Here is a 22,664-nt window from a genome sequence, read left to right on the forward strand (position 1 = left end):
CCCGTGACCCTGACTCCAAGCCGCAGCGTCGGCCCGGACTCCAAAACATCGCTGTCTGGCAATGGCGATTTCCCAGCCACTGCCCCTGCCGCCAACCCCGTCTTTTATCGGACGTACAGCCGCCGCAACAGCGAAGGGCGGGAAAGCTGGACTGAGGTTGGCGCACGCAACCTTGCTGGATTGAAGACGCTCGGCAGCCTCACCGCCGAAGAGATCGAGTTGATGGCGCGGATGCAGGCCGAGAAGAAAGCGCTCCCCTCCGGACGGTGGCTGTGGATCGGCGGCACGCCCTGGATCGAACAACAGGTGAACTTTTCAGGTGCTTACAACTGCACCTCCACCAACCTGGTGGACTGGGAAGCCTTTGGTCTGATGATGGACCTGGCCATGATGGGCTGCGGCACTGGCGCCATCATTGAGCCCCATTTGATCGAACGTTTGCCGGTCGTCGGCAACCCGATCGAGGTTCTCAGCGTTTCCGACATCGGCATCACTCCCGCTGGTGAGCGCCAGGAACACACCAGCCACACCATCCACGGAGAAGTTGTCTCCATCAAGGTCGGTGACACGCGCCGGGGTTGGGTCGACAGTTACCAGCTGCTTCTGGAGCTCAGCAGTGATCCCCGGTTCGCAGGCCGAACCGTCAAGGTTGAGGTGGATCTCTCCGATGTCCGTCCTGTTGGCGAGACCCTCAAGGGCTTTGGCGGGATGGCCAACCCCGTGAAGCTCAAGGATTTGTATGCGCGGGTTGCCCGGCTTCTGGGCAAAGCGATCGGCCGCAAGCTCACCTCCGTGGAGTGCTGCCTGCTCATCGACGAAGCCGCTGTCACCATCGTGGCGGGCAACATCCGGCGCAGTGCTGGCATGCGCCAGTTCGCCTCCGATGATTCCAGCGCCGCTGGTGCCAAGGACAACCTCTGGCAACAGGATGCAGAGGGCAACTGGCGCATCGATCCTGAGCGCGATGCCTTGCGCATGGCCAACCACACGCGCGTGTATCACACCCGTCCCAGCCGAGAGGTGCTGCTCGACGCCGTCACCCGTCAGTTCCACAGCGGTGAAGGAGCGATCCAGTTCGCCCCCGAGGCCATCGCCCGTTCCAACGCTGATCTGCTCAGCACTCCCGAGCTGCGTCGGGAATTCATTGAGATCTACTGCGATCAAGGCAGGGAGGAGGCCGGCCGTTGGCTGAGCCTCAACCACGGTCCCATTGCTGAAGACGAGCTTGAGCATCGCCTCGGCCGCTACGGCCTCAACCCCTGCGGCGAAATCCTCGGTGCCGATTTTCACTGCAACCTGGCGGAGATCCACCTCAACCAAATCGACCCCAGCGATGACGAGGGCCAACGCGATGCCTTCCGCGCAGGTGCTCTGTCGGTGGCCTGTCTTCTGAACCACCAGTTCGAAGTGGAGCGCTACCGCCAGAGCCGGGCCTGGGATCCGATCGTTGGTGTGAGCTTCACCGGTCTGTTCGACTTCTTCGTGCACGCTTTCGGCACTCCCTGGCTGCAGTGGTGGGAGGCAGGTCGTCCCAACAGCGAAGAAGGTCAGGAGTTCAAACGGCGCGAGGCGGAGTACCTCAGTCGCTGGAAAGCCACCGTCAACGAGGCTGTCTGGGAGTACTGCGATCGTCACGGCCTACGTCGCCCCAACCGCTGCACCACGGTTCAGCCCGCAGGAACCAAGAGCCTGCTCACCGGCGCTGCTCCCGGCTGGCATCCCCCCAAAGCTCAGCGTTTCATCCGCCGGATCACCTTCCGCAAAAACGACCCCGTGGCCATGGCCTGCATGGACTATGGCTACACGGTGGTGCCGTCCCAGTCGGATAAAGACGACCAGGGCCGCCTTCTGGATGACCCATTTGATCCTCGCTGCACCGAATGGCTGGTGGAAATCCCCACTGAAGTGAGCTGGGCCAATCTGCCCGGTGCCGATGCCGTGGATATCAACGCCTTCTCAGCGATGGCCCAGTTCGACTTCTACATGCAGGTGCAGACGCACTACACCGCGCACAACACCTCAGCCACGATCGAGTTCCGCGAGAACGAGATCGAGGCACTCACTGATGCACTGCACGGAACCATTGAACGGGGCGAGGGCTACATCTCGGCCGCACTGCTGGCCCGCTTCGATGCCAACGCCACCTTCCCGCGTTTGCCCTTCGAACCGATCGATGCCGACACCTATGAACGGATGCAATCCGACGTGATCCAACGCCGCGTGAGTTCCGATTTCTTCGAAGCGCTTCAGCGCTACGACATGGGTGAGATCAGTGAGGCGGGTCCTGCCGGCTGCGACTCCGACAAGTGCCTGCTGCCATTATCGAAGCCGTAAATCATCCACTTGCTTAGGCTGAGACCAAGTATTATCATCCAAAAAACGAAACTCTTAGTCAATACAAAATTTGTCATGATTTGGAAAACTATCATCAGCAAGGCTTTCGGTCTACTTGACGAAAGCCTTCCCCAATCCGAGTCAATAATTCAGACTTCCGAGAACACATCACCGACTTCAACGCCTACTAAAGTTATCATATTTGATGGCAAAAAATACGACATTGAGCAATTAGACGATGAAACTAAGGTCATATCGAAAAATCTACAGTCAGCTGATCGCTGCATAAATACACATCTGCAGAAAGCAAAGCTATCCAAAGCTGCGATATCGCATTACGTAGAACAATTGAGACCCCATCTTGATCAAATCAACTCGATTAACTAAAGCCTATTAATTTCAACTCTCTATCTTTAGTCTCTTGAAGATCATCAAAGGGAGTCCAACAACGTTTTCAACCTGGATAAGCTCCCATCCTTCATCTCCAACTTTATTAAGAAACCTATCAATCTGCTTTCTGCCATCTTTCTCAGCATAAATACTTGGAAACTGTTCTTTTAAGGTTTCCGCACTCAAGGTACCTCCTAGCTTCTTGCTTGCATTCTCAGGGCTAGAAGATTGTGAATTGAATAATTGAACAACTTTGTACTCCCACTTTTGAATTGCAGCGATTTGCTCAGGCCTTTTTTGAAAGAACTTTTTTAACATCATTGAATTCACATCAAATTACTACAGAATCCCACAAAGCTCAATAGGCTTAACATCCATAAACCAGATCGTCCTAAACCACATGGTATTGACATGCTAGAATACAAACGATCACTGGAGAGGTGGTCGAGTGGTTTATGGCTCTGGTCTTGAAAACCAGCGATGTGAAAGCATCCGTGGGTTCGAATCCCACCCTCTCCGTTAGCCAAAGAAAATCCCACATTTTGTGGGATTTACAAAAGCTTTAATAGGCGTTGCCCATACCTGTTGGCGAAACTACTACGGGTTTCAGATTTCCCTCTTGGTCACTATTGTGACTTATGCTCCACGCCATACAGGTCATTGGGCCTTGCCAGTTAATATGATTATAGTCATTATGAACGCCACCACTCTCTATAGTTTTTGTGCAAAAAACATTATCCATCCTCATCAACCCCATGCACCACACCATTCCGCTGACTTTATTACTGGTCAATACGCACAGGGTCAAGGGTTGATTTATGGCTTTGCTCAATCGCTTGTAACTGCTCATTGTCTTCAGCGTAAGTTGAATTTTTCAGATCTAACTTGTCAAATCACTGATCTTCAATCGCACTTGGACCATGTTTTATCGTCCTCGATCTGGAAATATTTTACTCCTTTAAGACAGTTGTTTGACACTTTTAAGAGTGCCTTCAATCGCTAGTTTCCATGCATAAAACACTCGAGAGTCGGCGTCAAGCTTACAGTCTTATTCGTACTTCCCTTTTTGCTGCCTTTAAACGGCATCGACCATTCTCACTACTTCGAATTGGTGACGGAGAATCCGTAATCTTAGCCCATAACTCATCGTCGCCTCAAATTGATTTAGAAGCTCACTTGAATCTTTGGTTTGGCAAATGCTTGCCGTCAGCAAATCAGCTGCTCCGCCTTCAACAACGTCTTAAGCTTGCATGCCGAACATCAACGATTCTCGGAATCCCCACCTTGCGCCAATGTGGCCTGAATCCTCGTTACTTAACTTCTTACAACTCGCTTGTATCATTATTGTCCGGTCGGCGACGTGTACTTTTAACTGATGCCGCTATTCATCGTTTTTTGCATCTATCGGGAGATCTTTTAGCGCTGCTAAGGGGATCTCCATATTTGGGAGTGGTGACATCTAAGCCTATTGCTAACGAGGTTTTACGTTTCTTTAGACCATCTCAGCTATTTGTTCAAACTGTCCCGCCTGAATCTCCCTTGCTTCATCAAGAAATCACTGAACATTCGCGGTCCTGGTACGATCATTCAGGTAAACCTTTGATGATTTCGATCAAGCCACCGTATCGCGGTGCCCCCTATCTCGTTGGTGCTGGCTTGATGGGAAAGCTAATTTGTGACCAAATACGCTCAGCCGGGGGATTTGCCATCGATATTGGCAGTCTTTGTGATGGTTGGTCGTCAGTTCCGTCACGCAGTTATTTTGATAACTATCCTCCTGGCTTTTACAGTCTTGAACATGCTTATAAGCTTAGCCTCTTGTCTGATCAAACCCGCATGGAAAAATTTCTTTCCTATATCCAACTCTACGAAGCCGCGCCTAAATCTTTCTGTCTTTCTTGAATAGCGGTGATGAGTTGAATTCAGATTAAAACTGATATTTTATCTAATTGTGACGGATGGTATGACAATCAAAAACCTATATAAGTTATCAACTAAACAAGGGGCAGCTCTTACAGCAAAAGGTCGTGCATCAATTTACAGACGCAGTGGCTCAAAGCACCAGAGCAACCAATCCAAAGACAAATAGGGTATGGGTGCTAATACCTCCTAAATGCCTGAAGGCTTACGTAAGTACTTTGAAAAGAATTAAGAAAACTCAAAATTTAAGCGGTAATTAGCTGGCAAGTCAAGCCTATTGCCAAAGAACCTTTAGTGTGTAAATAAGAAATCTGATAAGACCCGGCAAGAGACCTAAGCCCATCCTCTCCGTACTTTTTTACAGGACAATCAAGCCATGACCGTGAACCGACTGGTACTGACTTTGGGATCAATCATTGGGCTGATCGCGATCGTGGCCTGGATTGGTGAACTCGATGTGGTGTTGCACGACTCAGTACCGAAAGAACAGCCAACCAAAACTCAACAACAAGACCAATAATTTTCTCCAAACCACGCAATCAAATTCCTTCGACCAGTGGAGTTTCGACGTCGCAATTAAACGAAATTGGGTGGATTGAATTCCATGACTCTATCTTTATAGGCAACTTGATTGGCCTTGAGAGTCACGATATCGACAACCTCGAGTCTGCCTGGCCTGATCGATCGCCATCGCCACCGAGTCGGCCGGCAGATTGACCAACAAAAGCCCCTCCTCGCTAGCGTAAGTACATCTGTACTAGAAAAATGTCCGAAGAGCGCTCCCCGCTCCCAAAGCTGCCTGACCCCGAGCACCGTCCAATCTTCCTTGGTTTAAAGCCAGGCATGACCGTGATCGTCAGACATGATTCCCTGCTAGGAGAAGCGCAAGAGAAAGACTGGTGGATGGGACTTGTGCTCCACTGCAACGGAGGAGCGAGGGATCCAAGCATTTATACGCTGTTCCAAATCGCTGATGTGGACACGGGTGTTGTCCGTTGGGTCAACGCTGACCTGGTCACCCACGTGTTGCCGAAAGACCTGAATAGACAAAGGGGGGCTGCTGCCTGAGTACTGTTGGAGCTTGCTTTAGGAGGGCAGGACGGATAAGACCCCACAGCCCCTACTCGACGCCTTGGATCACCTATGCCTGCAAGTTGAAGACGACCCGGAAGTTCAGAGGAATTTCTACATTGCTAACACTCCAGAACAAATTGTTCGACTATCGGTTGAGCTGGGCATTCTGATTGAGGCTGAAGACTTCCGGGCCTTACTAAGAAGCGGCAGTACGGAACGTTGGATTTTGCGTGGGGGTGACCAAACCAATCCCATCACCCATTTAAAACGAGTGTTTCACGTTTGAATCCTCAAGAAAAGAGTCTTTCGATTCGCTGATCTAGCCGTGGCATCCTTCAGGAGCGCTCGATCTCCCGAGAAATCTCCTCCTCGCTGAACTCCCGATCAGGGTGACTGATACTCCATCCCTGGATCAGCAAAGAAATACCCCAAAAGGCGATCGGATAAATCGGCCAGAAGGATCCGCGACCACTGCCCAACCAAACGAGAACAAGGATGGCATTAACAATGAAATAAAGACGCAACTGCTGATTCAGACCGCGCTTTCGTCGCAGCGCCTGCAAAGCGCGCTGGCGAACCAACTCATCAACCATCGAGACTCCATAGCCATCTATGCATAGTGGTAGCAATACAAAGCAAAATCGACCGACGAGCGCACCAGCAAGGCTGAACCGTCTCCTCGACACCATTGTTTGGAGCATCACCAGCCCAACGCCTGATCCAACCGGCTGGAGTCACGCCCTGCAACCCAGATGGGGGTGTTGCATCCTTGCGATGATGGGGACGCCTTTAGGGATGGCCTTCATGCACGCAAATCTCACATGAAACTCTTCAACTTCATACCTGCTGCTGCTGTTATTGGCGCAGCACTTGTCACTTCGAATCCAGCCGAAGCAAGAGCACATCACCTCTCTTCTCTACACAGGTGTTTTTGGCTATAGCGGAAACGTGGAAGAGTGCATAAGAGGGGCAAAGGCCTTGCTCAATGCGAATGGATTCAACAAATCACTTGAGATTGACAAAAAAGAGAATAGCATACGTAACGGCTTGCCATAACGACGATTACATGGTGGTAGAAATTGGATGTGACCAAAAACCAGGCGTAACCTATCTCGCCATCTCAGGACTAGATAATGAAACGACGTACAAAACCTATTCTAAGCTTTACACGTCTGAATGGTAGTCGCCACTGTTCAGGAAGCCGGAAGCCTTAGAGCCAAAAACGATACAAGATCTGCAAGACAAATCAGAGGGCGCTGTTGTCGTCATCCATCTCCTTGCAAGCATTTAAATCCCATCCAATTAGCGGGGTTCTCTATTCGTTAGCTGACAAAGCAGCAAGCTGCCGTCAGAAGCAGGGTTGAGATCCAACTCACTCCCTGATCACCCCACAAGAGAAACGTAATGCTTCCGAAAACTTTACGAACAACGCGTGATTGATTCAGCACTCGAGCAATAGTGATCCGAAAACCCAGAAAACACCTGGATCAAACAAAGCAAGATAACGGTAAGTCCCAATATTAACTCAAAATAATTGTCTAGATTAAATCATTGGCAGCAAAAGTGGCTCACATGGGAGAGTACTGTGCTTTTTGCGACAGGCTTCCACTACCCATTAGTTGATTTCAAAAGCCTTTCTTGGCATTTGAAAGCGTGCCATCTTCAGCATCATTAATCGATTTATAGCCCTCATCCTGGGGTACTGATGCCTGCAAGGGCATGGCACCCAAAGCTGGACTGAAGGGGTCAAGTTCCAAAACCCAGCGAAAAGAAAGGAGATGATTCGCGCCAAAGAAAATCCCCTTTACCACCCCCCGAAACTTAGACACAATTCCTCAACACGTCTTTTAACGCCCAATCGTGATCGGCGCTTCCTTGTTTTTCCACCACACCCAATCGCGAATGGGTGGGGTGTTGCTCAACTGCTCACGCGTTAACCCGAGCCCGAGCTTCTGGGACGCCCCCAAAAGAACGTCGAGCATCTCCTCACCGTTGCTGCAGCGTGCCAGCGCCTCGTTTGTTTTTTTCGCTCCATCCAGAGCTTGAACCAACAGGGCGACCCGACGGGCCACAGGAAGCGAACGAGGATCCATAGGGGTTACGAAAGCTGGTAACAGTAACCATCTCCGCAGACAGGAACAGCCGAAGCCTTCAGAATCAACGAAAATTGTTCATGGCAATGGCGGCCGCACAGGCAAAGCACTGGGTCATCGGTGATGTTCACGGGTGCCATGAAGCCCTGGTCAGGCTGCTGGCGGTTCTCCCCCATCACGACCACTTGGTGTTCTGCGGTGATGTGATCAACCGAGGGCCTGCCATTGCCAACTGCATGAATCAGGTTTGGGATCTGGTTTGCGCAGGGCGGGCCACATGGCTGCGCGGCAACCATGAGCAGGCCTTACTCCAGGGTCTTGAGCAATCCCCCGCCAGCGGCCATGACGACCTCTTGACGATCGACACCTATCGCCAGCTCGGGGATTCTCTCTCTCGCCAGTGGCTGCAGCGTCTGCGGCAGCTCCCTGAGGTGTTCCAAGGCGAAGGGTGGGTCGCCACCCACGCAGGATTTGACAACTCCGGTCGCCCCGACCTGCACATCCGTGAACCCTTCTGGGATCACTACGACGGGCGCTACGGCCGGGTCGTTGTGGGCCATACCCCGCGACCCACTGTGGAGTGCCAAGGCCACATCGTGATGATCGACACTGGCGCCGTCTACGGCGGCCTGCTGTCGGCTTTTTGCCCTGAAACCGATGCGGTGGTTCAGGTGCAGGGCCCCAGAGCTGTCTCGACGACTGAGACGCACTCACGGGAACTGGCCACAGGGCTGCCTTGCTGAGGATTTATCGCAGCAACCGAGCCGAGCTTCTGGCTCAGCTGCTCGCTCAGGAGCTCAATCTCAACCCACCAGGGCCTTTCGAACAGGTTGAAGTGGTGGTGAACACCTGGCCCACGAGCCGTTGGCTTGGGGAACGCCTGGCCAGCTTCAACGGAATCAGCGCCCTCGTTCGCTTCCCTTTTCCCGGGAGCCGCCTGCGCCAACTGGCGCAAGCCGTGCTGAGCAAGGAGCCCCCCCTGGAGGATCCCTGGCGTGCCGAACGCTTGGTGTGGACGGTGATCGCTGTGCTTCCGCAACTGATGCAGTGTGAGGAAGCCAAGCCGCTCAGGCAGTGGTGGAACAATCAGCGCACGACAAGCGACGCGCTGACGCGGGAGCAGTGGTTGCTTGCTCGCCAGCTGGCGGATGCGGTGGATGATTACGCGCTCTACCGCCCCCAAGACCTGGCTGGCTGGCTGGCTGGCGATGACGGAGACCATCTCCCAGCCGTTCTGCGTTGGCAGCCCCTGCTTGTGCGTGCGCTTGCTGAGCGCCTTCCCTGCGAACCCTTCGGCCTGCAGGTTCAACAGGCCGTGGATCAGCTGCGCTCGGGGCAGGCGCCGGCCACACCACTGCCGAAGCGCCTGAGGCTGTTCGGTCTCAGCAATCTCGCCCCAGTGCAGATCGATCTGCTGCAGGCACTGGCTGCCGTGATGCAGGTGGAGCTCTACTTGCTAACGCCCTGCCCAGACCTGTGGGAGCGATCAGCGCAACGACGGCGCCGACTGGGCGAGAACTGGACCGCATCCCCTGATGGAACCTGGCTGATCGAGGCTCCGAAACTGGAGGCCATCCTCGGTCGCATGGGAGGGGAATTCCAGCTGCTGCTGGAGGGCAGTGGCGACTGCTTACTCAGCAGCACGGACCAGGCTGATCTGTTCGCCGACCCGGTGGCGATGGCAGCGTCTGAAGGCAGGCAGGGGTCCTTACTGGAGCAACTGCAACGACAGCTCGCAAGCAGCGAACACTTTCCCTTGCAGCACACGAGCGCTGATCGCTCGCTGCTGTTCATGGGCTGTGCAGGCCCCTGGCGGGAAGTGCAGCTGGTGCGGGACCAGATTCTTCACTGGATGGCCGACGATTCCACGCTTCAACCCCGGGACATCCTCGTGATGACTCCCGATGTTGAGCGTTATGCCCCGCTGCTGGCCTCCGTGCTCTCTGACCAGGACGCCACTGGAGTGGATCTGCCCTGGCGCCTGACGGACCGCAGTCAGCAGAACAGCCCTGGATTGCAGCAGGCCTTCATGACCCTGCTGCAGCTCAGTGCGGAGCGTCTCACCGCCACAGGACTGGAAGCACTGATGAGCAATCCGGCGTTTCTCGATCTTCAGGGTCTTGAGGCCCAGGAGGCGATGGACATCACCGCTGCCTTGCAACGCAGCGGCTTCCGTTGGGGACTCGATCGAGAGGAGCGCCATGGCGATGACACCCACAGCCTGCGCTGGTGCCTGGATCGCTGGCTCATCGGCCTGATCCTCCCCGATGAGCCTGGCCTGGCACTCGGCAGCTGTGCACCCGCCGTCGCGGATCTCAGCCTTCAGCAGCTCGAGCGCTGGTGGCCACTCCTGGACCAGATCGCCCAGTGGATCGCGCAGTTGCGCCAAAGCGGAAGCTGCACGGTGTGGGTGGAACGCTTGCGGCGGCTGCTCTCCGATCTCTTCGGCGACGGCGGTGCCTGGGATTGGGAACTGCAGGCCATCCAGCAAGGCCTAGAGACCTGGCTGATCCAGGCAGGCCACTGCGAGCTCAACCTGGAAACCACTGTGGTGATCGCAGTTCTCGAGGAAGCACTGTCGGCCGACAGTGGCCGCTTCGGGCACCGCAGCGGTGCCATGACCGTGAGCGCCCTCGAACCGATGCGTGCCATCCCCCATCGGGTGATCGTGCTGATGGGGCTGGATGCCGCCTCCTTTCCGCGCACGCGCGAACGCCCGGGATTTCATCTGCTGGAGCGGCAGCGGCGGCTTGGGGACCCAAGCAGTACGGATCAGGATCGCTATGTGCTGCTCGAGGCGCTGCTCTCCTCCCGTCAGCACCTCTTAATCAGCTGGAGCAGCCGTGACGAACGACGGGGCGACGCACTGCCACCCTGCCCGCCCGTGCAGCAGTGGCTCAACCTGCTGCGCCAGGAGCTCAGCGAGGAGGCGATGGCACAGGTGCTGATCGAACCACCGGCCAACCCTTTGGATGCAGCCAACTTCATCCCTGCCAAAACGCACGCTTTGAGCTGCGACCGTCGCCTGCTTCAGGCCCGGCAGTGCCTGGATGATCCGCAAGGCCGGGCCCCAGGCCACGCCCCCCTCGGTCTCGCCCTGCCCATTCACTGGCCCCCGGAGGCGCCTCCCCCGCCAGCGCACGCCACCACGCTGAACAGCGACCAAGTGGAACAGCTGGAACGCTGGCTGCAGGCTCCCCAAAGAGCCTGGCTGCGGGAGCGGGGCATCGAAGCCGGGGAATGGTGCGATGCCGTTGAAGATCGTGCACCGCTGGCCCTGCCCGAACGCACCCTCCGCGCCTTGATCACCGAGCGCCTGCGTGATGAACTCGATCGGCTCAAGACCCACCCTGAAGCCCGGTGGGACGTCACCAGATCTGGAGAGTGGATCCGCTGGAGTCAGGGCCGGGGACTGCTGCCGCCCGGGGCTGGGGGGGCCTTGGACGACATCCGCCTGGAACAACGCTGGAAAAACCTGCAAACCACTCTGTTCAGCCTCGGATCCCTCCAGCAGCCTCCGCGATGGGAAAGGCTTGCCACTCCTCCCCTGCCCATGGCGGGAGAGACCGCGGTGTTGATCAGTGCCTCCAAGCTTCAGGCCCGCAGCGTGCTCGAGGGCTGGCTGAAGCATCTGCTCAACCAACGGGCCGGCCGAGCCGCTCCGACGGTGGTGATCTGCCGCGGTGAGAGCAGCAGCAAAGCTGAAACCTTCAGCATCGCCATGCGCTGGCTGCCGATGGAGTCGCAGCAGGCTGATGGCTTACTCAGCGACCTGTTCGCGCTGGCTGAGGAAGGACGCCGGATCTGCTGGCCGATCCCCCCGGAAAGCGGACTGGCCCGGGCCGTTGCTCTGGCCAAAGGCAGAGACGTTGCCGACCGCGCCTTCAGCGCGTGCTGGCATGGCGGCATCAAACGCTGGGCGGAACGGGAACGCAGTGATCTCCAGGCCTGTTTCGGTAACGGTTGCGATGCGGAACGACTGCTCAGCAGCCCGGGGTTCGACAGTGCGTTCGACAGCTTGTATGCCCCGCTGCTCGAGGCCAGACGTCCATGACAGGCCCAGGGGACGCCCGCACCATCCGGTTCGAACCGAACCGTTACCCGCTCAACCCAGGGCTGAGATTGTTGGAGGCCAGTGCAGGCACCGGCAAAACCTTTGCCCTGGCCCATCTGGTGATGCGACTCGTGGTGGAACGGGAGCTCAAACTCGATGCGCTGCTGGTGGTGACGTTCACAGAAGCCGCGGCCGACGAACTGCGCGACCGGATCGGCAAGCGACTCGACGGAGCGCTTCAAGGCCTTCTATGTCTTGAACAGGGAGGCGATGGCGAGGCCATGGCGACCGATGCGGTTCTTCAGGAATGGCTGGCGGAGCACGGCCGCGATCCAACAGGGCGTAAAAGCAAGGCGAGCCTGCTTCTTGAAGCTCTCGAAGCACTGGAGCGAGCCGACATCACCACCATCCATGGCTTCTGCCGGCGCACCCTCCGCCGCCAAGCCCTGGACAGTGGCCGAAGCATGGACCTCTCCGTTGATGATGACCCTCAGACCCTGGTGGAAGAGGTCGCCCATGACCTCTGGCGCGAACAGGTCCTCACCCTTGATCCCGATGATGTCGCTGGGCTCTTGCAGTCAGGGCTGCGGGAAGACACCCTGACGGCCGAACTCCTGCGTCTTGATGGTGATTGCGGTGTGCGGATCGCCGAAGACGCCGAGGTCATTGATACTGAAACCGCTCTGCGGGATGTCTTTCCCATCTGGCTCGAGCAGCGCTGGTTGCAGGTTGGCGAGCTCTGGAGCCAGGACGGCGACGCCCTCGAGCGTTGCCTGCGCGATTGCGCGCAGGACTGGCACAGCCTCGGCTGCAAGGACACGAAGCCGTACAGCCGCAACCCCAGAAAGAATCGCGCCGCTCTGCTGAGCACCTGGCTTCAGACAAAGAACGACACGCAATCGTTACCGATTCGTTACGCAAACGTGCGCAATCAGGACTTACTGGGCACTTATTACCACCCGGGCGTCTTTGCCAAAACAGCCCGGAAATGCGGCGAAGACGCACCGAGTCTGCCCAGACCGGAGCTGATGCGAGCCATCGCTGAACTCTGGGATGGACCTGGGGAGCAAACCTGGCGCTATCTGCTCATACGCGGCTTGCAGGAGATTGACCAACGACGCCAACGGCGCGGGGTGGTGGGTTTCTCCGGCCTGCTCGATGCACTGAACCCAACCGATCCATCCCGATCCCAAGCGTGGATCACAGCCCTGCGCGAGCGTTACAAGGTTGCGTTGATCGATGAATTTCAAGACACCGATCCCCTGCAGTGGAACCTCCTGCACCAGTGCTTTGCCTCCAGTGACCACCTGCTGTTGATGGTGGGTGACCCCAAACAGGCGATTTATCGCTTTCGCGGTGGTGATCTCCAGACCTACAAAACTGCTCGTGCTCAGGTCGATCGCATCGACGACCTGCTCGATAACCGGCGCACCACACCTCCACTGATGGAGGCCATGAATCACTTGATGTCCCCAGGACTCAAGCACTCCGAACTCAGCGTTCCAGCGGTATCGGCGAAGGCCAGCTGCACCCCTCTGACGCTCCCGCCAGAGACGGCCCCCCTGCAAATCCTCGCGTTCAATCCCGATGATGCCGATGGGAGCAGGAGCCGAACCGATCTGGAGGCGACCATCCCTTGCTTCGCTGCGGATCTGCTGCTCCAGATCCTCGGCAACGACGCCTCGCTCACGCCTGCCGACTTCTGCATCCTTGTGAGTCGCCACCGACAGGCTGAAGCGATCCGTGACCAGCTTTCAAAGGTTGGCCTGCCCAGCCGCCTGATCAGCCCAGGGGATGTGCTCAGCAGCCAGGGGGCCGGTGAGTTGCAGTGGTTTCTCGATGGCCTGGCCCGACCAGCGGACAATGAACGACTGCGTCGACTGGCGGCAGGAGCCCTGATGCAATGGCCTGCTCACACCCTCGAGGCCTGCGAACAAACCGGACAGCTCGACCTGTTCGCCGCCAAGCTGCAGACCCTGGCCGAAGCCTTGCCACGGCTGGGACTGATGGGCTGCCTGGCCCAGTTGCTGGAAGGGGAAACCCTGGCGGACCTCTCCATCCGCGGACGGCTCCTTGGGGATCTGCTGCAGTGCGCACGCCTGGTGCAGGACGCCATGCACCGACAAGGGCTCAATGCTGCAGGAGGGGCCGACTGGCTACGCCGCCAACGCCTGCATCCACCGGACAACGTGCCGGATCAGCGTCAGCCCTACAGCGATCTGGCGGCCAGCGCCGTGGCCGTGGTGACGGTGCACCGCAGCAAGGGCTTGCAATATCCCGTGGTGATTTGCCCTTACCTCTGGGAGGCGCCATCCCCTGGGAAAGGGCCGCTATGGCGTCTTCCCGCAGGCGATCCCACAGGGAGCTGGAGGGTGGCCCTGAATCCGCACTGGGGCAGCGGCCAGGCCGCTGCCTGCGCCGACGCACTGGACTGCATGGCGGAGGCCGAACGCCTGGCCTACGTGGCGCTCACCCGCGCTGAACGCCATTTGGTGCTGTTCAGCGCTGGAGAAGCCAACCCCAGTGGCAACCCTCTGGATCCCTGGCTGAGTGCACTGGCCGATGGAAACCATCCGCACATCAGCCTGCATCATCCGCGTTCTCCAGCGGCCCATCAGCGCTGGACCCCACCCAGACAGAACCAGACACTGCAGTGTGCACCAGTCCCGAAGGGAGCCCTGGATCGCTCCTGGGGACGCAGCAGCTACTCGGCATGGATCGCCAGTGCCTCGAACCACCACCCAAGCAAGCGCAGCAACCCCCACGAACTCGAAGAAGGCCGGGATGTGGATGCGGGCACCGACACCTCTTCGCTGCGCGAACCAGCCGTAGGGCTTAGCAGTGACGTTGAACGGGAGTTAGGCGACGCCTTGCCACCACGCAATGGCGCTCTCAGAACATTCCCCCGCGGCGCGTCAGCAGGGGATTGCCTGCACCGGATTCTGGAGCAGCTTCCCTTCGATCAGCCGGTCGAACAACCCGCCAACCAGGAGCTCGTTGCCCGAGAGCTGAGCCGTTCAGGCCTAGACCTCTCCTTGCAGGATGACGTTTTGAGCGCCATCAGCACCCTGCTCCGTTCACCGTTTGGCGGACCTCTCGGCCAGCTGCGCCTGGCTGATCTCCACAGCGGCCGGCGCCTGCATGAACTCAGCTTCGATCTTCCAGTCGCCCATGCAGGCAGCGCTGTGCGGGCCTCGACGCTCGCCAGAGCCTTCCGCTGCGATCCCAAGCAGCGGTTCGGTTCGGACTACGCCGCGCAGCTGGAGACGCTCGACATTCACAGCCGGGGCTTTCTCACCGGCTCGATCGATCTGGTGTTCACCGATGGGGATGATCTGAGCACGGCCCGATGGTGGGTCGCCGATTGGAAAAGCAACTGGATCGGCGAGCGGGATGGTGAAGGTCAGCCCCTGCACTGCGGCCCGCGGCACTACACCCAAGCCGCGATGGAGGAGCAGATGCTTCAGCACCACTACCCGCTTCAAGCCCACCTCTACCTGGTTGCCCTGCACCGCTTCCTGCAGTGGCGCCTGATCGACTATTCCCCTGAGCGCCATCTCGGCGGCTATGCCTACGTCTTTCTGCGCGGCGTCAGTGAGCAGGGAGGAAGCGGGGTCATCATCGAGCCAGCCCCATTGCAACGGCTCGAGCATCTGAACACGCTTCTCCAGGGAACCCAGCCATGATCCGCAGCGAAGGGGCACAACGCAGCCTGCAACTCGGCGACGGCGTGATGGCCATGCTGCGCCGCCGCCGCCCTCCTGCGGCAGACCTGTCAGCGACGGATCAGCAGGCGCTCGAGGAACTCGTTCAGGCACTCACTGCCGCACTGAGCGCGGGAGACACCAGCTTGCGCATCGAGGAGAACCAGCGCGAGCTGCTCGAGCGCAGCGGCTGGCTCACGGATCCTCCTCAGGTGATGGTTCTCGATGGCGATCAACTGCACTGGACGCGCTGGCATCAGGCCATGCAGCGCCTGGAGCTGGAGCTCATTGATCGCAGTCACGCACAACCCAGCGGCAGCCTTAAAACGGACAGCCTTCCCACGGACAGCCTTCCCCCTGACCTCGGGAGGCTCAATACGGAACAACGGGCTGCTGTTCAAGCGATCAGACGCCATCGCCTGGTGATGGTGAGCGGCGGCCCAGGAACGGGAAAGACCAGCACCGTGCAAGCGATGCTGCTGCAAGCCATGGCTGAACGCGGAGCCCTGCGCATCCATCTGGCGGCTCCTACCGGCAAGGCGGCCCGGCGCCTGGAGGAAGCGCTGCAAAGCGACGCTCGGACCCGGAGCTTGCCCTGCACCACCCTGCATCGTCTTCTAGAAGCGCGCCCCAGTGGCTTCGCGCGCAATGGCAGGCATCCCCTGAATCTCGATCTGCTCGTGGTCGATGAGGCCTCCATGGTGGATCTCAACCTCGCGCAGGCTTTGCTCAGCGCCCTGCCTCGCGAAGCACAGCTGGTGCTCGTGGGAGATGCCGATCAGCTTCCGCCCATCGGCGTTGGAGCGGTCTGGCGCCATCTTCAGCATCCGGAGCGCCGGCACTGTTTCGGTGATGCCGCCATCAGCCTCCACCGGGTCTATCGCAACAGAGGTGAGCTGGCACGGCTGGGGAGCCTGCTCCGCGACGCTGGCGAAGAGGCGTTCTGGAACGCCTGCAACGGGCTGAACGACGGGGCGAATGTCACCCTCCAAATCTGCCGCGACCGTCGCATCCCCGACGCGGTGACCCAAACCTTGCGCCATCGCCTCGCCGAGCTCGGCCGCGCGACGGCCGACTTGAGCACCGACGCCGAGGGCCAACCCAATCCCACAACCAGCGCAGAACTGCTGGGGCGGCTCGACGATCTCATCGTTCTTTGTCCTCGTCGCCGGGGATCCTGGGGTGTTGAGGCCCTGCATCGCGAACTGGTGCAGGGCGATGATCCGGCGGGATGGCCTGAAGGGTTGCCGGTGCTGTGCAGCGAAAATCAGATGGATCTCGGACTCGCCAATGGCGACCTGGGCCTGGCGATCGGTCGCGGTGCGTCGCGACGGTTGCTGTTCCGTTGCAACGACGGCCATGCAGGCAGCCTGTACCGACTGATTCATCCGGCGCGCATCCGCCAGCTGGAACCGGCTCTAGCCCTCACCATTCATAAGGCGCAGGGAAGTGAGGTCGACAACGTGATCGTGCTCTGGCCTCCACAGGAGGCACAGGAGTCTTCAGCCCTTCTCTACACAGCGATGACCCGGGCACGCCAACAGCTCATCCTGTATCGCCTGGCGCCAGACGTGATCGACGGCATGCTGTGAGGGAGCGGCGACGGTTCAAACGTGTCAACACGGGTGGAACGCCCCTGGGGTTGGTATGAGGATCTGCTTTCAGGACCTGGCTACAAACTCAAACGATTGCTGGTGCGCCAGGGCTGCAGACTGAGCCTGCAGCGCCACCGCCATCGCAGCGAGAACTGGACCGTGGTGGCTGGTTCGGGACAGCTGCTTTGTGACGGCCACGCGGTGGACGCGAAGGCTGGAAGCACGTTTCACATTCCCCGCGGATCGATTCACCGCGCCGTGGGTGGGCCGGGCGATCTCCTGATCATCGAAGTTCAACACGGAAGCACACTCGAAGAGAGTGATATCGAACGCCTCGAAGATGACTTTGGTCGGGTGATAAATTAAGCATTCACCTTTGAACAGACGGCAAGCAATACTGCGCGGCATTTGCCGATGGGACGTTGCAAGCCTGATTTGAAGGATCAATCAGGCTGAGTGCCGTTTTCTATGACCCAGACACACCCGCAGGCCGCAGTGCCTTGCGCAGTGGATCTCACTGTTTCTGAACTTCCCTCCGAATCCCTGCCCAACGAGGAGGTCTTCACCACCGTGATCGCGCCTTGCAGCGACGCCGATTCCGAAGCGACGAGCGAGGGCGAATCCGCTGAGAGCGCATCCGGCTTCGCCGGGTTTGGCTTCAGCGAAGCTCTCCTTAAAACCCTCGATGCCAAGGGTTACAAAGAACCGTCTCCGATCCAGAAAGCAGCCTTCCCGGAGCTGATGCTGGGTCGTGACCTTGTCGGTCAAGCCCAGACAGGCACCGGTAAAACAGCGGCTTTTGCTCTGCCCCTGCTTGAGCGCCTCGACGGTCGCAGCAACACACCGCGCGTGCTGGTGCTGGCCCCAACCCGGGAACTGGCCATGCAAGTGGCTGACTCCTTCAAGGCTTATGCCGCTGGCCATCCCCACCTGAATGTGCTCGCGATTTACGGAGGATCGGATTTCCGCTCCCAGATCCATGCCCTCAAGCGCGGGGTCGATGTGGTGGTCGGCACTCCAGGGAGGGTGATGGATCACATGCGACAGGGCACGCTCGACACCACCGGGCTGCGCAGCCTGGTGCTCGATGAAGCCGATGAAATGCTGCGCATGGGCTTCATCGATGACGTGGAGTGGATCCTCGACCAGCTTCCCGAGGAACGCCAGGTGGTGCTCTTTTCGGCAACGATGCCGAATGAGATCCGCCGCCTCTCGAAGCGTTACCTGCGTGAACCGGCCGAAATCACCATCAAAACCAAGGATCGTGAGGCCAAGCGCATTCGCCAGCGCTCGATCACGTTGCAGAACGCCCACAAGATCGAGGCGCTCAACCGGGTCCTGGAAGCAGTGACCGGTGAAGGCGTGATCATCTTTGCCCGCACCAAAGCGATCACCCTCACGGTGGCTGAATCCCTCGAAGCGGCGGGACACGATGTGGCTGTGCTCAATGGAGACGTTCCTCAGAACCAGAGAGAGCGCACCGTGGATCGGCTGCGCAAAGGCACCGTGAACATCCTCGTGGCGACTGACGTTGCTGCGCGAGGGCTCGATGTGGACCGCATCGGCTTGGTGATCAACTACGACATGCCGTTCGACAGCGAGGCCTATGTGCACCGCATCGGTCGCACCGGACGCGCCGGTCGAACCGGCGAGGCAATTTTGTTCGTCACACCCCGGGAACGCCGCTTCGTGGGCAACCTCGAGCGCGCTGTGAACCAGTCGATCGAGCCGATGGACATTCCCAGCAACGCGGAGATCAATCAGAGCCGGCTCGACCGACTCAGGGATCGCCTGAGTCAGGCCGCCGCCTGTGAAGCCAACGACGAAACCTCCCTTTTGCAGGAACTGATTCAACGCGTGGGCCAGGAGCATGAGCTCACGGCGGATCAACTGGCTCTGGCGGCGATGAAACTGGCCGTTGGCGATCAACCGCTTCTGGTGAGTGGTGATGAAAGCTGGCTGCAGACACCGTTGCGCAACGATCGCCGTGATGATCGCCGTGGGGACCGAGGCCGGGATCGCCGTCGTCCCGACCGTGAGGCCCGCCCCCCGGAAGACAACATGACGCGCTACCGGGTGGAGGTTGGCCACCGCGACCGGGTCAAGCCTGGAAACCTCGTGGGTGCCATCGCCAATGAATCAGGGCTTCAGGGCCGCATGATTGGTCGGATTCAAATTTTTGAGTCCCATAGCTTTGTCGACCTTCCTAAGGGGATGCCTGAGGATGTGTTCAATGCACTCAGGCGCCTCAAGGTGCTGAACCGCGAACTGCAGATCACCCAAGCCTGATGACCTTGATGAACGCACCGCTTCCGGCTTTCGGCTTGGCTTTGAGCCTGGTGGTTGCCCCGATCGCACCCGCCATGGCATCAGGAGAGAACGACACGATCACCCGGTTGTGCCTGGCTGGCTTCAACGCCGCCATGGCCCACGCGGGCAAGACCCCTCCGGCGGGGATGGGTGACTACACCTGCAAATGCTTTCTCGATGCGGTGAATGCAGGGGGGTCGATCCAGTCCGCCCAGGCCACCTGCAAGCAGAAAGCAGCCGAGCGCTACAAGCTCTAGTAGCTCGGTGTTGGCGTGATCTCGAGGCTGGCGCAGGGCTGGCGTAGCGCGGTGGCCTCGATCAAATGGATGTATTCGAGCTGCACATCGGCCTGAGAGCTTGTCATCAGCGATTGCAGCAGCTCGAACTGATCCGCTGCCATGAGTTCTCCATCGGCTGTCCATCCGAGACAACGAAGGCTGAGTCCGGACATCGGCCACTCCGTCAGGGTCTCCTGACAATGGAGGGAGCCGGACGCAAAAGCAGAGCAACTTCCGATTTCCTTCCAATTGTTGTGACGGAGCTACAGGCCAGGCTGTAACTTGGAGTTGCATCAGATTCAGCGTTCGGCTCTGAACGGCTCGCTCCCCCAGGCTTCAGCTTTCCGGCTTCAGCATCAAGGACTTTCCAATTCGGACCACGGCTTCACTGATCACATGTCCATCGGTCCAACTAGGAAATGACCATCTACATCGGCAACCTCTCCTTTCAGGCCGAGCAGGAAGATCTGCTCGATCTGTTCAGCCAGTACGGCGAGGTGAAGAGCGCCAGTCTTCCCCTTGATCGCGAAACCGGCCGCAAGCGCGGATTCGGCTTTGTGGAAATGAACAGCGACGAAGACGAGCAGAAGGCCATCGATGACCTTCAAAACGTTGAGTGGATGGGTCGCATGATCCGTGTGAACAAGGCCACTCCTCGCGAACGCACCGGTGGCGGTGGCGGCGGCCGCGGTGGCTACGGCGGTGGCGGTGGCTACGGCGGTGGCGGCGGTGGCGGTGGCGGTTACGACGGTGGTGGAAACCGCTGGTGATCGTTGCCTGAGCCGGCTCAGCGAGCCGGCTCTTCCTCCAGAAGCAAATCCAGAGACTGATCCCTGCTGATGGCACGATCCATCAGCCGATCGCTGTGGTCAATCACAGGAACGGTATGGGCAGCGTCGTTGTCGCGCTGTGAGCGAATCTGTCCCCGCAGCACCTGACGATGCTTCTTCGCCAAATAACGATTGAATCGCGTGGTCTCGCGTGAACGGGCCATAGGTCCTCCTCGTTCTCCTTCCGGTCTACAGCGCCTGTGACCCTGTGGATGTTCAGGTGAAACACAACGCTTGAATACAGAGACTGCAGGTTTCGCAGATGCCGTCTTCTGTTGCTCCAGCCCGACCTCCAGCCGCACTGAGCCGGCTGATTCTCCACCTGAGGCCCTACCGGCGCAGGGTCTGGCTGGCAGCCAGCTGCTCAGTGATCAACAAGATCTTCGACCTTGCCCCCCCTGTGCTGATTGGCCTTGCGGTGGATGTGGTCGTTCAACAAGACACGTCCTGGCTCGCCCAGTTAGGGGCCACCACGGTGCCAACCCAGCTCACCGTGCTGGCAGGCCTGTCCTTCATCGTCTGGACAGCTGAATCCCTGTTCGAATATCTCTACGGGGTGTTATGGCGCAATTTGGCCCAATCCACGCAGCACAGCCTGCGCCTTGAGGCCTACGACCATCTCCAGAAGCTGGAGATGGATTTTTTTGAGCGCGACAGCACGGGCCGTTTGCTGACCGTTCTCAACGACGACATCAACCAGCTCGAACGCTTTCTCGATCACGGTGCCAATGAAATCCTGCATCTAATCACCACCGTGTTGCTGGTCGGTGGAGCCATGATCGTTGTGGCCCCAGCGGTGGCGCTCTTCAGCTTTCTGCCCATTCCGGTGATTCTTTGGGGGTCTCTGCGTTTTCAACGCCAACTGGCTCCGCGGTACCGGGAGGTGCGTGAACGGGCCGGCAACTTGGCAGCGCGACTGAGCAACAACCTCGGCGGCATGCTCACAATCAAGAGCTTCGCCAACGAAGCCTGGGAGCTGGAGCAACTGCGGCAGGAGAGCAATGCCTACCGGCACTGCAACCGCAGCGCCATCCGCATTTCGGCGGCCTTCATCCCCCTGATTCGCTTCGCGATTCTGTTCGCGTTCCTAGCGATCCTCCTGATCGGAGGTCTCCAGGCCTGGCAGGGCGTGATCGCTGTGGGCACTTACAGCTTTCTCGTGTTTATCACCCAGCGGTTGCTCTGGCCACTCACCACCCTCGGCCGCACACTGGATGATTACCAGCGCTCCATGGCCTCCACCCACCGGGTGCTGGATCTGATCGACACGCCGATCCACATCTCGGGGGGCACCCGGACCCTGAATCACGCCCAGATCCGGGGTGAAGTGCGGTACGAGGCCGTGAACTTTGGCTACCGGGAGCGTCCACCGCTCCTGAATCACTTCGATCTCACCATTCAGGCAGGCAGCACCCTGGGAATCGTTGGCGCGACCGGATCAGGCAAAAGCTCACTCGTGAAACTTCTGTTGCGCCTGTACCCCTTGAGCGGAGGGCAGATCCTTCTTGATGGCATTCCGATCGATCAATTGCAGCTCGGTGACCTGCGGCGGGCGATCGCCCTCGTGAGCCAAGACATCTATCTGTTCCACGGCACTGTGCGGGACAACATCGCTTACGCCGCTCCCGAGGCCAGCGAAGCGGCGGTGCGTGAATCGGCCCGGCAGGCCGAAGCACTCGAGTTCATCGATGCCTTGCCTGATGGGTTCGACACGGTGGTGGGTGAGCGGGGACAGAGGCTCTCTGGTGGACAGCGACAACGCATCGCCCTCGCTCGAGCCATCCTCAAAGATGCTCCGATCCTGGTGCTCGATGAGGCCACAGCCGCCGTTGACAACGACACCGAAGCGGCGATTCAGCGCTCCCTGATGCACATCACAGCGAATCGCACCACACTGGTGATTGCCCATCGCCTCAGCACGGTGCGTCATGCCGATCGAATCGTCGTCATGGATCAAGGACGCATTGTTGAGGACGGAACCCATGATCAACTCCTGCATCAGCCGGGCGCCTACGCAGACCTCTGGCGCGTGCAAGCCGGCCTGCGCAGCGACGAGGCGCTGGCGCTCTAATCGCAGGGGCT

Annotated in this window: 20 protein-coding genes and 1 tRNA gene; 15 read left to right on the forward strand and 6 right to left on the reverse strand. The window is 58.6% G+C overall.

Translation table 11 applies throughout. The features are described 5' to 3' along the window. Window positions 1-3 precede the first annotated feature (3 nt). Window positions 4-2,334 carry a ribonucleoside-triphosphate reductase, adenosylcobalamin-dependent gene (gene nrdJ, locus KQ296_RS04430; RefSeq protein ID WP_011933399.1) on the forward strand — a complete coding sequence of 777 codons (2,331 nt, stop codon included), beginning with the start codon at window positions 4-6 and terminating at the stop codon, window positions 2,332-2,334. Window positions 2,335-2,409: 75 nt separating this feature from the next. Next, window positions 2,410-2,721 (forward strand): DUF6447 family protein, encoded by a 312-nt coding sequence (locus KQ296_RS12720; RefSeq protein WP_011933400.1) that lies wholly within the window; start codon window positions 2,410-2,412, stop codon window positions 2,719-2,721. Window positions 2,722-2,733: 12 nt separating this feature from the next. On the opposite strand, the gene KQ296_RS04435 is transcribed toward KQ296_RS12720, so the two are convergent. Beyond that, on the reverse strand, window positions 2,734-3,054 hold the full coding sequence (locus KQ296_RS04435; RefSeq protein WP_259726369.1) for a hypothetical protein: 321 nt from the start codon (window positions 3,052-3,054) through the stop codon (window positions 2,734-2,736). 104 nt (window positions 3,055-3,158) lie between these two features. On the opposite strand from KQ296_RS04435, the gene KQ296_RS04440 reads away from it, so the two are divergent. The 4 genes from KQ296_RS04440 (at window position 3,159) to KQ296_RS04455 (ending at window position 5,712) form a co-directional block, all read left to right on the forward strand. After that, window positions 3,159-3,243: transfer RNA gene (locus tag KQ296_RS04440), tRNA-Ser, on the forward strand. A 489-nt stretch (window positions 3,244-3,732) separates the two neighbouring features. Beyond that, window positions 3,733-4,626, forward strand: a complete 894-nt coding sequence (locus tag KQ296_RS04445) for a hypothetical protein (protein WP_011933402.1) — start codon at window positions 3,733-3,735, stop codon at window positions 4,624-4,626. Window positions 4,627-5,020: 394 nt separating this feature from the next. Next, window positions 5,021-5,164: a hypothetical protein gene (locus tag KQ296_RS04450; protein WP_259726370.1), complete on the forward strand. Its 144-nt coding sequence runs from the start codon at window positions 5,021-5,023 to the stop codon at window positions 5,162-5,164. A gap of 245 nt (window positions 5,165-5,409) precedes the next feature. After that, the gene (locus KQ296_RS04455; protein WP_011933403.1) at window positions 5,410-5,712 is read left to right on the forward strand and encodes a DUF3104 domain-containing protein; all 303 of its coding nucleotides are present in this window, start codon (window positions 5,410-5,412) and stop codon (window positions 5,710-5,712) included. Window positions 5,713-6,053: 341 nt separating this feature from the next. On the opposite strand, the gene KQ296_RS04460 is transcribed toward KQ296_RS04455, so the two are convergent. The 3 genes from KQ296_RS04460 to KQ296_RS04470 all read right to left on the reverse strand — a co-directional run bounded on the left by KQ296_RS04460 (window position 6,054) and on the right by KQ296_RS04470 (window position 7,811). After that, complete coding sequence (locus tag KQ296_RS04460) at window positions 6,054-6,311, reverse strand: 2TM domain-containing protein (protein ID WP_011933405.1); 258 nt, start codon at window positions 6,309-6,311, stop codon at window positions 6,054-6,056. 1,032 nt (window positions 6,312-7,343) lie between these two features. Then, on the reverse strand, window positions 7,344-7,547 hold the full coding sequence (locus KQ296_RS04465) for a hypothetical protein (RefSeq protein WP_011933407.1): 204 nt from the start codon (window positions 7,545-7,547) through the stop codon (window positions 7,344-7,346). A gap of 18 nt (window positions 7,548-7,565) precedes the next feature. After that, window positions 7,566-7,811 carry a hypothetical protein gene (locus KQ296_RS04470; protein WP_011933408.1) on the reverse strand — a complete coding sequence of 82 codons (246 nt, stop codon included), beginning with the start codon at window positions 7,809-7,811 and terminating at the stop codon, window positions 7,566-7,568. A gap of 86 nt (window positions 7,812-7,897) precedes the next feature. On the opposite strand from KQ296_RS04470, the gene KQ296_RS04475 reads away from it, so the two are divergent. The 7 genes from KQ296_RS04475 to KQ296_RS04505 all read left to right on the forward strand — a co-directional run bounded on the left by KQ296_RS04475 (window position 7,898) and on the right by KQ296_RS04505 (window position 19,731). Continuing rightward, window positions 7,898-8,554: a metallophosphoesterase gene (locus KQ296_RS04475; RefSeq protein WP_011933409.1), complete on the forward strand. Its 657-nt coding sequence runs from the start codon at window positions 7,898-7,900 to the stop codon at window positions 8,552-8,554. Beyond that, window positions 8,548-11,865: an exodeoxyribonuclease V subunit gamma gene (locus tag KQ296_RS04480; protein ID WP_011933410.1), complete on the forward strand. Its 3,318-nt coding sequence runs from the start codon at window positions 8,548-8,550 to the stop codon at window positions 11,863-11,865. The genes KQ296_RS04475 and KQ296_RS04480 overlap by 7 nt, the downstream gene beginning before the upstream one ends. After that, entirely contained in the window at window positions 11,862-15,551 is a 3,690-nt protein-coding gene (locus KQ296_RS04485; RefSeq protein WP_011933411.1) for a UvrD-helicase domain-containing protein, read from the forward strand. The genes KQ296_RS04480 and KQ296_RS04485 overlap by 4 nt, the downstream gene beginning before the upstream one ends. After that, on the forward strand, window positions 15,548-17,161 hold the full coding sequence (locus tag KQ296_RS04490) for an ATP-dependent RecD-like DNA helicase (protein ID WP_011933412.1): 1,614 nt from the start codon (window positions 15,548-15,550) through the stop codon (window positions 17,159-17,161). Before KQ296_RS04485 ends, KQ296_RS04490 begins: the two co-directional genes overlap by 4 nt. 21 nt (window positions 17,162-17,182) lie before the next feature. Next, the gene (locus KQ296_RS04495; protein ID WP_041428544.1) at window positions 17,183-17,530 is read left to right on the forward strand and encodes a phosphomannose isomerase type II C-terminal cupin domain; all 348 of its coding nucleotides are present in this window, start codon (window positions 17,183-17,185) and stop codon (window positions 17,528-17,530) included. 102 nt (window positions 17,531-17,632) lie between these two features. Next, window positions 17,633-19,453 carry a DEAD/DEAH box helicase gene (locus KQ296_RS04500; RefSeq protein ID WP_011933414.1) on the forward strand — a complete coding sequence of 607 codons (1,821 nt, stop codon included), beginning with the start codon at window positions 17,633-17,635 and terminating at the stop codon, window positions 19,451-19,453. After that, window positions 19,453-19,731, forward strand: coding sequence for a hypothetical protein (locus tag KQ296_RS04505; RefSeq protein ID WP_011933415.1), 279 nt, complete (start codon window positions 19,453-19,455; stop codon window positions 19,729-19,731). The genes KQ296_RS04500 and KQ296_RS04505 overlap by 1 nt, the downstream gene beginning before the upstream one ends. Here the strand turns inward: KQ296_RS04505 and KQ296_RS04510 are convergent. Continuing rightward, entirely contained in the window at window positions 19,728-19,925 is a 198-nt protein-coding gene (locus KQ296_RS04510; RefSeq protein ID WP_011933416.1) for a hypothetical protein, read from the reverse strand. The two genes, KQ296_RS04505 and KQ296_RS04510, sit on opposite strands and share 4 nt — an antisense overlap. 246 nt (window positions 19,926-20,171) lie before the next feature. Here KQ296_RS04510 and KQ296_RS04515 point away from each other — a divergent pair, with 246 nt between their 5' ends. Further along, entirely contained in the window at window positions 20,172-20,522 is a 351-nt protein-coding gene (locus KQ296_RS04515; protein WP_011933417.1) for an RNA-binding protein, read from the forward strand. A 17-nt stretch (window positions 20,523-20,539) separates the two neighbouring features. Here the strand turns inward: KQ296_RS04515 and KQ296_RS04520 are convergent, their stop codons facing one another. Further along, window positions 20,540-20,746, reverse strand: coding sequence for a hypothetical protein (locus KQ296_RS04520; protein ID WP_011933418.1), 207 nt, complete (start codon window positions 20,744-20,746; stop codon window positions 20,540-20,542). Window positions 20,747-20,844: 98 nt separating this feature from the next. On the opposite strand from KQ296_RS04520, the gene KQ296_RS04525 reads away from it, so the two are divergent. Then, on the forward strand, window positions 20,845-22,653 hold the full coding sequence (locus KQ296_RS04525; protein ID WP_011933419.1) for an ABC transporter ATP-binding protein: 1,809 nt from the start codon (window positions 20,845-20,847) through the stop codon (window positions 22,651-22,653). The last annotated feature ends 11 nt before the right edge of the window (window positions 22,654-22,664 follow it).

It is taken from the genome of Synechococcus sp. CS-197, assembly GCF_025128215.1.
In the GTDB taxonomy this organism is placed as follows: Bacteria; Cyanobacteriota; Cyanobacteriia; order PCC-6307; family Cyanobiaceae; genus Synechococcus_C.